This is a genomic window from Virgibacillus halodenitrificans JCM 12304, from assembly GCF_001310895.1.
Classification (GTDB): Bacteria; Bacillota; Bacilli; order Bacillales; family Amphibacillaceae; genus Virgibacillus_Q; species Virgibacillus_Q halodenitrificans.
On record NZ_BAZS01000042.1, the window covers coordinates 15517 to 29707 of the forward strand.

Genomic DNA, 14191 nt, shown 5'->3' on the forward strand with positions numbered 1-14191 from the left:
CGCCCTTTAGCAGGAACAAGTGAATCATCCTCTTGTCCCTTATGAAATTGTGTCTAGTAGCTTGTACGCTTCTTCTTTTGTCGTTGTATTTAGTAATTGTTCTCTAAATTGTTCATCCATCAGACGGCGGGAGAGCATTTGTAGGATTTTCAAATGATCATCTCCTGCTCGTTCTGCAGGTACTGCAATCATGAAAATCAATTTTGCTGGCGTCCCATCCATACTCTTCCAGTCTACACCATCTCGTTGGATACCAAAAGCAACAGCTGGCTTTTGAACCACCTCAGACTTACCATGCGGAATGGCAATGTTCATACCAAGCCCGGTTGTTCCTTCTTCCTCGCGCGCCAAAATTGTTTTCTTAAATTCAGTTGTCGATTTAAGTACATGAGAAGCATCTAATGTAGCGATTAATTCATCAATTACAGCTGGCTGTGTCTTACCTGTTAAATCTATATCAATTAAATCCATTGTCGTTATATCTGTCAACTTACTAATTTCAATTGATTTGTTTTCAGGTTTCGTATTTATTTCCGTTGTTGTATCTGCTATCTCTTCTTCCACTTCATCTGATTTCACGTCAGAAGCACCCGCAGTAGCCATAGCTGGTTCGTCACTAACTACATCTTTTTTCAAGAAGTTTACCATGAAAGCTGTTACCAATACACCTACCGCTGCAGCGATAAAGAACATTACTACATTGTCCACGGCACCAAGCAACGCTACAATTGGCCCACCATGAGCGACACGGTCTCCAACATTACCAAGCATAGCAATAACAGAACCTGTCATGGAACCAACAACAATACTTGGAATAACTCGCAATGGGTCTTGTGCCGCAAATGGAATGGCACCTTCTGTGATTCCGAAAAGCCCCATTGTAAAGGATGCTTTCCCTGTTTCACGCTCGGCTTGCTGGTACTTTTTCTTATTTATAAATGTAGCAAGCCCCATTCCGATTGGCGGAATACAAATAGCTACAGCAATTGGTCCCATGATCTCATAGTTACCTTCCGCAATCATCGCAGAACCGAATAAGAATGCCACTTTATTAAATGGACCGCCCATATCAACAGCGATCATCCCACCAAGGATTAATGCAAGTACAATAGAACTAGTACCCTGCATACCCTGCAGCCAGCTTGTCAGCGATTCAAACACGGCTGCTACTGGTGCACCGATAACAAAACTGAATAAAATTCCTACAACGAGGGTTGCAATAATCGGAATAATAATGATTGGCATAACTGGTTGAATAGCTTGAGGTACCTTCACCTTTTTGATCGCCAAAACAACATAACCTGCCAAGAAACCGGCGATGATTCCACCAATGAAACCAGCGCCAGCATCACTGCCGTAAAAGCTTCCATTAGCAGCAATGAAACCACCAATAAGTCCTGGTGCAAGTCCTGGTCTGTCGGCAATACTTACTGCAATAAACCCAGCCAAGATGGGTACCATGAAGCTAAATGATGCGGCACCAATACTCTCAATAGTCTTCCAGAAAGAGCCCTCTGGAATGACGATGCCACCAGGTGTTTGCTCCCCGCCAAATGTCAAAGCAATCGCAATAAGCAATCCACCTACAACAATAAATGGAATCATATAGGAAACGCCATTCATTAAATGCCGATAAATCGGGTTTTCCTTTTCCTTCTTCTTTCTCTTCACTTCCTCCACTGTTTTCATACCAGCAGTATAAACAGCTACATCCTCTGTCTGAACCTTTTCAATTAATTCCTTCGGTCGACGTATCCCATCTTGTACACCTACGACTAGAAGCTTCTTTCCTGCAAACCGTTCCTTGGTTACTTCTTTATCGCTGGCAATGATGACACCATCTGCTTCTTCAATATCTTTATCTGTTAATGCGTTCTCCACACCGATGGAGCCCTGTGTTTCTACTTTTATATCCACACCTAGCTCTTCCCCTGCTTTTTGGAGATTCTCTGCAGCCATATACGTATGTGCAATCCCAACAGGGCAGGCTGTAACCGCTATTATTTTCGCCATGATAAACCCTCCTTTTTTCTTCTGCTTTAAGTATAAATCAAAAAGAGGGTATTAAAATCCTGAAAATTTACCGAAGTAATGGAAAATATATTTTAATTGGATAAATAGGAAATCAGCTGTTCAGGAACGAGAGCATGCTGTAATTTATTCACTAAATCCGGTTGCTTACTGATCGCAGAAATATGCTGAATAACATCCTTCATCACATGCTTGTCCTTAGGAGCGATGGCCAGAAGAAAAACGACAACGACCTTTTCCCCTCCCCATTCCACAGGTGACTTCATTAACCCCACCATAATTCCGGATTTCTTCACTAAATCAGGCTGCCCATGGGGGATTGCAATTGCACCACCAATCCCTGTTGCTGATTCTCGTTCGCGTACAAGGGCATGATGGATAAACTGTTTCTCAACCATTTCCTGCTCATATAATTTATTGGCAAGAAGCTCGACTATTTCATAGCGATGCTCTAATTCAATCCGTGGAATAAGCCCTCCTTCCTTTATGAGAGCGAAGAGGGATGACTGTTTCCATCCTTCTTGCAGTGTTTCCTTTTCTGAAGCATGAAAAAATGCATCTATTTTTGCTTTATCCTGACTCTCTAATAAAGGGGAAACGACTAAATAAGGTATAGCAAGGCTTTGCAATTCTACCGTGGAAATAATCATGTCCACATCATGTTCCTTTACGTAGGTGTCCACATCCATTTTACCGATGGTACCGATAATCTCCATATCTCGGTAATGACTTTCCAGCTTTGCACGAAGTAAGTTAGAAATCCCAACCCCCAGATGGCAAACAACGAGCACGCGCTTGGAGTTTGCACTTCGTTGAGAGAGCCGCTCAAGAGAGGCTTGAAAATGCAGAACCAAATATGCAGCCTCATCCTCCGGAATTTGCAAGTCATAGAGAGAACGAAGCTCTTCCAATGCTAACTGAATAATCCGCAGCATGTATGGATACAATTTCTTTATTTCAATAAGCAGCGGATTCGTTATTGGAAAACCAAACTTCACACGATGAAAGACAGAATGCAAATGGATTACTAAACCATCAAATAGTAAATGATCCTTACGAAAAGGACTCATCGTTAGTTCCTGCACTTTATGAATGAGGTCCTCAGCAAAATCCGTTGTCTCTCTCATATCTTTATCTGGCCTATTATTTGTTTTGCTGCTCAATAAATGCCAGGAAAAATAAATTCGTTCCGCTTTAGGGATAGCTATCCGCAGTTTTTCTTCAACTTCACCCGATAACCACATGGTCATTTCGTACTCTTTTTGGTAAGCAGAATGAAGTTTATCATCTATGTTTTCAATCTGAATTACTTCCCGTTGCCGGATGCGACTAATCATAATAAGTGCATGAATGACGAGGCTTTCAAAACCTCCATCAGTAAATGATACAGCAAATTTTGCCTCCATTGCTGTCAATGCTTTTCTTATAATCGCTGCTTCACTCATGGAAAACAATCCAAGCACAGGATGGTCGCTATCAGATACAGTCGCATTCCATTCAGATAACCGTGCAATCGCATTTCGCTTATGAAGCTCCTCCCCTATAATCGAACTACCAATACGCTGTTTGGATACAAGCTCCAATTGGAATCGTTTCACCCAAGCTTCTATCTTTTGCAAGTCTGACTTTATTACTGCTTTGTTTGTGTAATATTTATTTGCTAATTCCTTTAGAGTAACACTCTTTCCGCTTGCTAATAGCTGATAAGCGATTTCCATTACTCGTTCATTGGCAGGCAGCGGGTTAGAACGAAGAAGTCGTTGATAAAGTGTTTGACGAAGCCCTTCCTCCACGTGAAGAGCAACACCAGCTCCCTGTTTGCGGATCAACTCCAATTCTTCATCGTCATACTCGCGCTCAATGAGAGTAAGGTCATTTCGAATTGTTTTTTCCGAACAATGAAGCTTGTTGGCCAGTTGTTCTATATGTACATATGTATTTGGATTTTCCAGCAAAAATTGCATCAGCGACTTTTGTCTGTCATTCATTTTTGAAAACCTCCCTTCTTTAGCCATTCTTTCACCTATTATACGTTAATTAGCAAGTTAGAGAAACGTAAGGTCTTTTGTGAGAACGTGAAAGACATTCGTTTTTCTAACTCACGTTCATTAAAAGCAACCATGGTATAATGGTCGGCATCGGTAGAAATGAAATAAAAAGGAGAGCGTCATGACTATATGAATAATAAAACTTTATTTATGACACATCAATTACAAAGCATCCCATCACATCCTTTAGAAGACGGGTATCGTTTTCGCTATTTTGGCAAGGAAAATGATGAACTTGTTTGGGCAGACATTGTCACCGCAACAGGAGAGTTTCCCGATCAAAATAAAGCGTTGGAACGGTTCCATAGAGAGCTTGCTGTGCATACAGAAGAGATGAAACGCAGAATCATTTTTATAGAGACAGAGGAAGGTGAAGGTATGCCTATTGGAACTGCTACTGCCTGGTGGGGAGATTGGGAGCAGAAAGAGATAGGCAGACTACACTGGGTGGAAATCATACCAGCATTTCAAGGTAAAGGGCTGGGTAAACCGTTAATAACAAAAGCAATGCAAACACTAGCACTATACCATGATCAAGCCTATTTAAAAACACAATATTCAAGCGAGGCTGCTATTCATTTGTATAAGAAACTTGGGTGGGAGATGGTTTGAGGAATAGAAGGGAAATTCTTCTGTTGCGTTTTCTTCTATTATTAAGTACAGAATGAAAGCAAACATAAAAATGGAAGAGTTCGATTACTATTATTAAAAGGGCTATACCATATTTTAAGGTATAGCCCTTTTGTAAAATCAGCATTGCGTGTGCATTTTGCTCACTCTGTTTTGCATGTATGGGAGGAATATTAAACATTCCCCATTGTGATATAAGCGGAGTACTATTTCCACTTCTCAATTAAATACTCTGTGTTACCATTGAGTCTATTATAAACTTCCTGGTTAATCTTATCATGTTTCTTCTGATTGAGAATGAAGCGTTTAAAGCCTTCCAAGTGCTTCACAACTTTTTCAGCTGACTGTTTGTCTTCAAAATGACTAACAACTTTCAGGCGAACTGCTAAAGTATGAGCAACTTTAGCATCGATAGCTCCATCGTCTGTCAATTTTTCTATAAGTTCTCTTAATTCTGCAGCACTTTCAGTTGGTTGCGGCTTTTCCGGATCGTATGTTGGCGGCAATTCCACATCGCCCTTTAGACCATTCACCTCGAATTCGTAAATACGTGCGGCATTGTCATCACCTTGTGTTGGTTCATCAACAATTAAGCGTACATACCGTCCTTTGGTTACTGGTACTTGATCCTTTGTAATGCCGCTTTTATTATCTGTTACCTTAACTAATTCCTTGAAGTTTTCGCCATCTTCACTTATTAGGACGCGATATGCTAAAGTATTGGATCCTACTGGTTCTCCCCCTGCTTCAGCATGCTGTAACACGATTTCACTCACCAGATTAACACTGCCTAAATCTACAGTTAATGTGTGGGGCTCCCCTCCATTTCCACACCATTTTGTACGTGTACTTCCATCGACAGCGAATGATGACACCTCTGTATCTGCACAATAACTCGATGCGGTTGTTTCCTTGTTAAGTGCCAGATTCATTGTTTTACTTTCCGCAAGATGTGTAACTGTAATCAATCCCTCCTTAATAACTTCATCTTCCCCTAGAGGTTTTTACCAACAAGTTTAACAGTATAAATACCTTCTTCTTCATAAACGACTTTTGGATTCTGTTCTGTACTATGTTCGACATTTGCTCCTTTAAACGTCCATTCTAATTTTTCTGCAGTCAATGAACTCGTATTTGTGAAGTGCACTTCCTCACCCGGGGCAACCAATGTTTTAGAAACATCAAATGAAACCACTGGCATTGGATCAAATTCCATAGCCTCTTCAATAAAAGCAAGTGCGGTTTCCTCCGAGACTCTGGCCCCATTCTTCAGATCAGGTAAATTGGCTTCTATTTCATTATATAATTCTTGGTAATGATCATCTTCCTTGTTCACTTTGGCCAAAACCATCTCTAGAGCCAATTGATCGTTCTCTCCGAGTAACTTTAACTTGTTTAAATTTGCTAACGATTCATCTAAAATATCCTGAGGCAGACTTTCCTTCAACGTATCGGCTGCTTTTACCATATCAGAAAATTCCTCTTTCAATAAGCGGATTTCCTTTGTTGCATCCTGTCTCTTGGATAGCTTGGCCCATAATTCATTCATTGTTTCACGAACCTCTGGAGCATCTTCACGTCCAATACTCCATGAACCAGTCATCCGAGAAGAATGATTAGCAAACGTTTTCATCGCTGGAGCAAGCTCACCATAAAGATTTTCAATCGAACGATACCATGATCGATTCGAATCATATTCTGTTACATTCCAGGAATAGTCGGCACCTGTTCCAAGTGAAATTTTAGAAAGATTCGCATGTTCCATTGGGTTCATTGTAAAGAAATCAAGTTCTCCTTCAAGTCTTTTATCAATATTAACTATTGGACCTAGAGCTAGTTTTGATTTCAAATAGTCTGTGACAGGGTAGTTCCACCAGACCCCAATATGTTCACCGTAAACTTCCTGCATAAACTCCACGTTTTCAAGAGGAAGTGCATCTGAAACAACAACCTGTCCTGTCCACATTACCTTTATACCTGCATCAAGCGTGTCGGAAAAAGCCTTTGTATATGGGGACAGATCACCAATTACTCCCATTGCAAGTGTATTATACTCTGTCGGTACAGTAATAAGTGGCTTTACATCACTTTTAGTTTTAATAAATTCTTCATTAAAACGATTTAATAGTTTTGCTTGTTTCTCACCATCCCTATTGGCAATATCATCAAACAAAATGGCAAAGTTTCGTACCCCCATGTTATAAAGAGATTCACTTTTTTCCAATAGTGCCTGAAAATCCTTCTCTCCTTCTTCACCGTCAAAATGAATATCAATACCTGGTGAAATAGCAAAAACAAAGTCCACTTTATTCCTCTTGGCAGTACCAATCAAGTCCTCCATGCGTTTCATTTCACTTTCCGGATATGGTTCACGCCACTTCTCACGGTGGTATGGGTCATCTTTTGGTGCATAAATATACGTATTCATTTTTTGATCGCCATAGAAGTCAATTTGATCCAGTCTATCTTCATGACTCCATGGATTACCATAAAATCCTTCAATGATACCTCTAACACGCATAGATGGTTCATCCGTAATATGTACGTTTTTGAAGGTCAACAAACTATTTTCCTTGTTCATTAATTGGATAAAAGTTTTTACAGAATAAAATGTTCCGTCACCATCTTTCCCCTTCAAAAAAATAGTACCACCACTGCTTAGCGCATTTGCTTCCGATTGGATCTCCAATGTGTAACCCTCGGCTTTCATGTTGGAGATATCTGCTATGGCAAGCTCCCTTTCTAGCTCTTCAGCTTTAGATGAAAGATTACCCTCCTGCCCAATAGCTATTGTTGTTGAATTCTCATTAAACCTTTCATTAACGACGATGCCATTTTTCTGCAGAAATTCGTTTAGTATTCTTAAAGCATCTTCGTCCGCTACTTCTTGCCCCACAATATTTATCTGTTCAGTCATTTGTAGCTTCCCATCATTAGTCGTAATTTCCTGTGGTAATGGAACCAAATTGTGGATGCCACCTTTTTTTACTGCTACCGATTCAGACTGCTCTGCGTGGGAAACTAATGTCTTCCCAATAGATCCGATAGATAAAAACACGAACAAAACAATAGAAATTTTTATTATTTTTCGCTTCATAGAATGATAGCCTCCCCTTGATCTCTCTTATTTTCTTCCAACTCTATTTGTTCAAATAGAAGCTTCAATGGTACTTTCACTTTTGATTCGCTCCTTCCTTTTATTGTTATCAGTAACAGTAAATTAATGGATAAACTTTTACAATAGGCTTTTCGTTTGATTTATTCATACTTTTCAATTATCAGTTTACTAGGTTTGCTCTTACTTTTCTTTTAGACTTATATATCTTTATTAGAATCCTGAATAAATAATAAATCTATAAAATCTACCCAATTTAAAAGCGAGAGATACTCCAATACAGCCCCCTACTTAAAAAGTTCTACCCCATTAAAACGACACATATATTTAATTGGACCGTCGTAGTTCAATTTGACTAAAAGGAGCGTAATCTGTGTCAGGGCATAGTAAACTTTTGATCATTTTTATTGGAATGGCTTTACTTGGGTATGCTACTTGGCTAGTGCAGCGTTCCTCAACAGAATCTCCGGAAAACAATGCCGAGAACCAGCATATAAATTCCGATTTAACCGGGGAAGAGAGTGAAGAAATGAAAGAAGGTTTCCAACATAATCAGGAACAGAATAAAAAAGTCTATGAACCTAGGGTATTTCGGAAATATGATAGAAATGAATTTCAAGCAGGCATGAATCTATTAGTATATGGCCATCCTAATCTTTCCTATGCTCAACGTGTATTAAAGCATCTACGTACATTAGGGATAAATAGTGTTGCTATTACATTTCCTCTCTATCAGGACGATTGGCAGGCGAATGAGGTTACAACGAACCCTGTGGAAACACCTTCGCTCCACGAATTAACAAGTCTTATCAAATATGCTCATGCAGAACAATTAAGTGTCATGCTTCGTCCTATATTAGATGAAAAAAGTATCATGTCATCAGGACACTGGAGAGGACAAATCAAACCGACAAACCCGGATAAATGGTTTCTCAGTTACCAATCAGTAATGAAAACCTATGCTGAATTAGCTGAAAGTCAGTATGTCGATGTTCTAAATATTGGTACAGAGCTTAACTCAATGCAGCATCGCTATAGCGAGGAGTGGGTAAATCTTATTGGCGAATTGCGCAACGAGTATAAAGGAGAGTTGATTTATTCTTTTAACTGGGATACGATTCAACATATCTCTTCCATTGAATTCGTTCCACTATTAGATCATATTGGAATCGACGCTTACTTCCCTTTAAATGCACCGGATAAGGCAGGTATCAAGGATTTAGAACAGGCATGGAAACAATGGAAAGATATATGGGAAAGTCTACCTGTTCAACAGTCGATTATTATCACAGAGGCTGGAATGATTCCAGTTGAAGGAGCACACCGCCAACCATATGCCTGGAGTATACCGAATGGAAAATTAAATTGGCAAGCCCAATCCAATTACTATGAAGCCACATTTAATGAATTACAACCCCTTTCCCAAGGAATATACTGGTGGGCTGTAACACTAGAAGAGGACTTTAACGGTGTCGATTATTCTCCCCTACACTCCCCAACAGAACGAGTGATTAAGCGGCAGCTTCTCAAAAGCATTTCTAATGATTAACTTAATAATATATACATGATAACTCTTTTGGCTTCGGCTAAAAGAGTTTTTTCGTTTGTTATTTTTATTCGAAAACTCACTACTCCACATAACTCTATATTAACCCGACTAAGCAAGATTAAAGTCCTGGTAAATATGTATCATTTTTATCCAATATCCCCATAGAATGAGAGTACAAGTTATTAATAATAGTTCATAAGGAGGTGTGATCGTGGGCCAAAAGAAACGCAAGATGAGTTTTTACTTTTGCTTTATTGCATTGCTGATAACCATGCCCTTAAGTATAACAAGTGTCCAAGCAAAAGATAGCATGCAGGAAAATAACCCTAAAATTATCGTCATCTACTCATCAGTTAATGAGGAAATAGATGAACATCAACGAATGCTAGATATGTTACTTGGTCATTTCTCTACAAACATCACGTTTAAACCAGCTTCACAAGTTAAGGAGATGGATTTCAGTCAAGCGGATTATGTATTCTATTATGGTCAACAAAGAGAAATACTTCCCGAATCCTTCATCAAGATGATTTCAACCTATAAAGGTACGTTTGTTTCCATCGGTTATAATGCCTATCAATTTGGAGAACGATTCGACAACATCGAGTGGATTTCCAATACTGCCGAAATTGAACGGATAACCCAAATGAACAATCCAACTAAAGAACACCCCTTCGATCCTACATCCATTCTATATATTAATATTACGGAGGATGAACAGACCGAAATCCTTTTAACCGGGCATATGAAAAAGAAAGAGTACCCCTTATTCTTAAGAAAACAAAACACCTACTATTTGGCTGCTACTACAATACAGCACCCACTTTCTATATTTGTTGCCAATGCCCTTTACGAAGTTTTTGGGGAATCTCCAGCTATGAATGTGGACACACACCCTGGCTATATCAGGCTTGAAGACGTCCATCCAATGGTCAATCCGAACCATCTCATGGGTATTGCCAAAATACTAGCAGAAAAAAATATCCCTTACATGATAGCTGTCATTCCTGTCTATACAAACCCGGTAACGAAAGAACAACATCACTTTTCTGATTCACCTGAATTAATAAAGACATTAAAATTTATGCAAAAAAATGGCGGTAGTATTGTTCTGCATGGCTATACACATCAATTTAGGTTAAGTGAAACTGGAGAAGGCTTTGAATTTTGGGATACCGAAAATAATATGCCAATTTACCATAATCAAGATGAAGAAGTAATAATAAAAACCGAAGATGATTTTAATACTGTATCAGATTATGAGCAATATCTTCACGAACAAAAGACACACGAAAAAAGTTATATTGAAGAACGATTAACAAAGGGAATTGAGGAATTAGCAAACTACGGATTATATCCACTAGCCTTTGAAGCTCCTCATTACACAATGTCACAACAAGGGTATCAAATAACGTCCAAGTACTTTTCCACCTATGTCGGCCAACTGCAGCTCAGCGACCAGGATTGGAAAGTAATGGCTGCGGCTCCTTATATAACAACACCAAGCTTCCTTCATGGTATGCAGCTCCTACCCGAAACAATCGGCTATGTCGACCCGGAAGACCCATTGGCTTTAGACAAGATGATACAAAATGCAAAAGAGCACCAAATTGTCAGAAATGGCATGGTGGCAGGATTTTTTCACCCGTATTTAGGTGTAGAGGTATTTCAGGAATTTATTCAGGAAATGGAGAAACTTCCAAATATTAATTGGATCGACTTAAAAGAAATGAATCATAATGTCCAGACCGAGCATGTAGATATTCAGGCGAAAGAAGGCAATATTACGGTCAACATGAAGCGCATGGGACTATTTATGTCTTCATGGGACTACTTAAGCTATCATCTGAAGGCTATCCTTTTAAAAATGCTTTGGGGCTTCGCTGTCATTGGAGGTTTAGCCGTGTTGGCATTTGTTTATCTTACACTCATTAACCGTAAGCGTTATGTAAAAAGGGGGGATTAAATTGATTGAGTTTTTCCTGTATAGTTCATTGTTTACTATTTGGCTTATGTTATTTTATCACCTGTTCCTCATGCTGGGCGGTTATTTATTTTCAATAAAACATCAGCAAGTAAATCGTTCATTACCAAAAGATGACACTTCTTTACCTATCGTCAGCATTCTCATACCAGCACATAATGAAGAAATGGTTATTAAAGAGACAATCAAATCGATGGTACGTCTTCAATACCCAAAAGACAAATTAGAAGTGATTATTATTAATGATAACTCAATGGATGCAACAGGTACGATCACAGATGAATATGCAAGTAAATATGAATTCATTAACGTAATTCATAATAAACCTCCATTTGCGGGAAGAGGCAAATCCGGTGCTTTGAATGTAGGATTGAGACAATCTTCCGGAGAGATTATTGTTGTTTATGATGCAGATAACACGCCAGAGCCGGATGCGGTACGGAATCTGGTTCTCGAGTTACAAAAGGATCAAAAAGCTGCTGCAGTAGTTGGTAAGTTCAGGGTAATTAATCATAACAAAAATCTACTTACCAGATTTATTAATATCGAAACAATTACTTTTCAATGGTTAGCCCAAGCAGGTAGATGGTTTTGGTTTAAAATTACATCGATACCCGGGACCAATTTCGCAATTCGAAGATCTGTGCTAGAGGAATTAGGTGGCTGGGATGTAAAAGCATTATCAGAGGACACAGAGTTAAGTATACGCGTATATAATTTGGGGCATTACATAAGCTTTATCCCGACAGCAGTGACATGGGAGCAGGAACCTGAAACCTTTAGAGTATGGTGGAAACAACGAACAAGATGGGCATGCGGAAATATCTATGTTATCCAAAAGTACTTATTACGGTTTCATAAATTAAAAAGAAAACGAATAGTAATCGATCTCATCTACTTTCTATTAACCTATTTTCTATTTTTGGGTGGTATACTCATATCTCACATTCTATTTGTGCTGCGTTTATTTTTTGATTTCAACTTATCAATTGGGCTTGTCTCCTATGTATTGTTAATTTTAGGATTCCTATTGTTTGTTACGGAAGTTCTATTAGCATTAAGCATGGAAAAAGGCCAACTTCATAGAAGTAACCTCTTCCATGTAGTACTAATGTATTTTGTCTATTCACAGCTTTGGCTATGTCTCATGCTATATTCTTTATGTAAAGAGATGAAACGAACCCTCTTTAAACAAGAAGTCACATGGTACAAAACACAACGGTTCAAAGGAAAATTAGATTAAAAAGAGTTCGCTTGCTTTAAAATAGAGAAAGATTTAATAAGAAGATGGATTGCCTTGTAGAAATAAAAACTCTACGAGGCTTTTCGTATGAAAATGAAGCAATATGGATGATAAAAAAACACGGTGAGTTGCTGCCTGCCTTTTAAGTCTATTAAAATCTAAATTTAATATAAAAGATTCAGGACAAAGGATGTATTATATTTTAGAATTATCAGTATTTAATCCGGATAGCCTATATACTTCAGGATACGAAATAGATAGGATAGAGATATATTGACTACGATAAACGTGGAGGTGAAGCAGTTATTTGAAAGCGCTTTAACCAACATGGATGACAAGATATCATAATAAACCTCAAACAATGTTAATTCTAGCAATGTTTCAACAAGAGATTTACACAATTCAGGTCAAGCAAAGTCAGCATAGTACGAACTACAATGAAATAAAACACAAAAAACAATCATACCAGGAGGCAAAATAGAATGAGAAAAAAGTTGATAACAGTAGCATTAACAGGCACGATGATACTTGGTACTACGCTTATATCATCACCTGCCATTCATGCAGTTGGAAATGGACCAAACTATGGCGGCAATGAATCTGTGCAGACCTCTATTTATACATCCCATGCTGAAATGGGTAAATTTTTAAAGGAACAAGAAATGAAACAGGATAATATGGAGCTTGAAGTAATCGGGCAATCGGTAAAAGGTCGTGATTTATATCTTGTTAAATATATAACAAACCCAGACAACCCTACCATTCTTTATTTGACCCAGCAACATGGGAATGAGGCATTGAACACAGAGGGAGCCCTTACATTCATCAAGGAAATGGGAACTGGAAAAATGAAAGAGCTGGCAGACGGAGTGAATATTCTTATTGTACCAAGATTGAATCCGGATGGAGCTGCAGGCGACGTGAATTTTTCACTTGATGATTATGTTGCTGATGGCGACCACCATCTGACCCGGTACAATGCCAACGGTGTGGATCTTAACAGGGATCACATTAACCGTGAACAGCCGGAAACAAAGGCGCTGCATGAAAATGTGCTTGATAAATATGATATTGATTATATGATTGATCTCCATCATCAGGGTGCACATAGTGAACAGAATGGCGAGCTTGTTTCGGGTTCTATTCTGCATCCGACCACAGAAAATGTAGATACGGATGTCCTACAAAAGTCCAAGCAATTGGGTGCGGTTGTCTATGATGCAATTGAACCAAAGGGCTGGGGACACCTTGGTAAATATGCCGGTGGTTCAGCGGAAACTATCAGCCGAAACGGGCTTGCCGTCGAATATGGTATTTCCACCTTATTATTTGAGGTTCGCGGCATGGCAGATCATTCCTACGAGTCTTATGTACTTGGACAAAAAGGCAATGGCTACCTGATCAAACAAGCAGTTACTACTATGGAGTCCACAGCAAAAGCAATCGCGAACGGCTCTATTAATGAAAAAGACGTTTCTTTCTGGGATACATTAGAAGTACAAAACACACGCCCAACGGAATAATGAATTGGATACAAACACCCCAGCAGAGTATCTGCTGGGGTGTTTTAATGAGGCGGGTTAGAGGCGGC

The 14191-nt window shown here is 39.0% G+C and carries 10 protein-coding genes; 6 read left to right on the forward strand and 4 right to left on the reverse strand.

Annotated elements, in window-relative coordinates; translation table 11 throughout:
- Positions 1-39: 39 nt before the first annotated feature.
- Both JCM12304_RS16830 and JCM12304_RS16835 read right to left on the reverse strand, forming a co-directional pair.
- Positions 40-2013, reverse strand: coding sequence for a fructose-specific PTS transporter subunit EIIC (locus tag JCM12304_RS16830; protein WP_060681719.1), 1974 nt, complete (start codon positions 2011-2013; stop codon positions 40-42).
- Positions 2014-2105: 92 nt separating this feature from the next.
- Positions 2106-4019, reverse strand: coding sequence for a BglG family transcription antiterminator (locus JCM12304_RS16835; RefSeq protein WP_060681720.1), 1914 nt, complete (start codon positions 4017-4019; stop codon positions 2106-2108).
- A gap of 189 nt (positions 4020-4208) precedes the next feature.
- Here JCM12304_RS16835 and JCM12304_RS16840 point away from each other — a divergent pair, with 189 nt between their 5' ends.
- Positions 4209-4691 carry a GNAT family N-acetyltransferase gene (locus tag JCM12304_RS16840; protein ID WP_060681721.1) on the forward strand — a complete coding sequence of 161 codons (483 nt, stop codon included), beginning with the start codon at positions 4209-4211 and terminating at the stop codon, positions 4689-4691.
- A gap of 224 nt (positions 4692-4915) precedes the next feature.
- On the opposite strand, the gene JCM12304_RS16845 is transcribed toward JCM12304_RS16840, so the two are convergent.
- Both JCM12304_RS16845 and JCM12304_RS16850 read right to left on the reverse strand, forming a co-directional pair.
- On the reverse strand, positions 4916-5677 hold the full coding sequence (locus JCM12304_RS16845) for a discoidin domain-containing protein (RefSeq protein ID WP_060681722.1): 762 nt from the start codon (positions 5675-5677) through the stop codon (positions 4916-4918).
- Positions 5678-5703: 26 nt separating this feature from the next.
- The gene (locus JCM12304_RS16850) at positions 5704-7806 is read right to left on the reverse strand and encodes a beta-N-acetylglucosaminidase domain-containing protein (RefSeq protein WP_060681723.1); all 2103 of its coding nucleotides are present in this window, start codon (positions 7804-7806) and stop codon (positions 5704-5706) included.
- A 391-nt stretch (positions 7807-8197) separates the two neighbouring features.
- Between JCM12304_RS16850 and JCM12304_RS16855 the strand changes: the two genes are divergently transcribed.
- The 5 genes from JCM12304_RS16855 to JCM12304_RS16870 all read left to right on the forward strand — a co-directional run bounded on the left by JCM12304_RS16855 (position 8198) and on the right by JCM12304_RS16870 (position 14123).
- Complete coding sequence (locus tag JCM12304_RS16855; protein WP_060681724.1) at positions 8198-9373, forward strand: glycoside hydrolase family 113; 1176 nt, start codon at positions 8198-8200, stop codon at positions 9371-9373.
- 211 nt (positions 9374-9584) lie between these two features.
- Positions 9585-11339 carry a DUF2334 domain-containing protein gene (locus tag JCM12304_RS16860; RefSeq protein WP_060681725.1) on the forward strand — a complete coding sequence of 585 codons (1755 nt, stop codon included), beginning with the start codon at positions 9585-9587 and terminating at the stop codon, positions 11337-11339.
- A 1-nt stretch (position 11340) separates the two neighbouring features.
- Positions 11341-12600, forward strand: a complete 1260-nt coding sequence (locus JCM12304_RS16865) for a glycosyltransferase family 2 protein (protein WP_369813185.1) — start codon at positions 11341-11343, stop codon at positions 12598-12600.
- Between the two features lie 331 nt (positions 12601-12931).
- A complete protein-coding gene (locus JCM12304_RS19665) occupies positions 12932-13081 on the forward strand; it encodes a hypothetical protein (protein ID WP_172675315.1) in 150 nt (49 codons plus the stop codon).
- Position 13082: 1 nt separating this feature from the next.
- On the forward strand, positions 13083-14123 hold the full coding sequence (locus JCM12304_RS16870) for a M14 family zinc carboxypeptidase (RefSeq protein WP_060681726.1): 1041 nt from the start codon (positions 13083-13085) through the stop codon (positions 14121-14123).
- Positions 14124-14191 lie beyond the last annotated feature (68 nt).

Bases quoted from the DNA above. Each gene is read 5' to 3' on its own strand.
- JCM12304_RS16870 (WP_060681726.1), top strand. From the start codon at position 13,083: ATGAGAAAAAAGTTGATAACAGTAGCATTAACAGGCACGATGATACTT.
- JCM12304_RS16835 (WP_060681720.1), bottom strand. From the start codon at position 4,019: ATGAATGACAGACAAAAGTCGCTGATGCAATTTTTGCTGGAAAATCCA.
- JCM12304_RS16830 (WP_060681719.1), bottom strand. From the start codon at position 2,013: ATGGCGAAAATAATAGCGGTTACAGCCTGCCCTGTTGGGATTGCACAT.
- JCM12304_RS16850 (WP_060681723.1), bottom strand. From the start codon at position 7,806: ATGAAGCGAAAAATAATAAAAATTTCTATTGTTTTGTTCGTGTTTTTA.
- JCM12304_RS19665 (WP_172675315.1), top strand. From the start codon at position 12,932: ATGACAAGATATCATAATAAACCTCAAACAATGTTAATTCTAGCAATG.
- JCM12304_RS16840 (WP_060681721.1), top strand. From the start codon at position 4,209: ATGAATAATAAAACTTTATTTATGACACATCAATTACAAAGCATCCCA.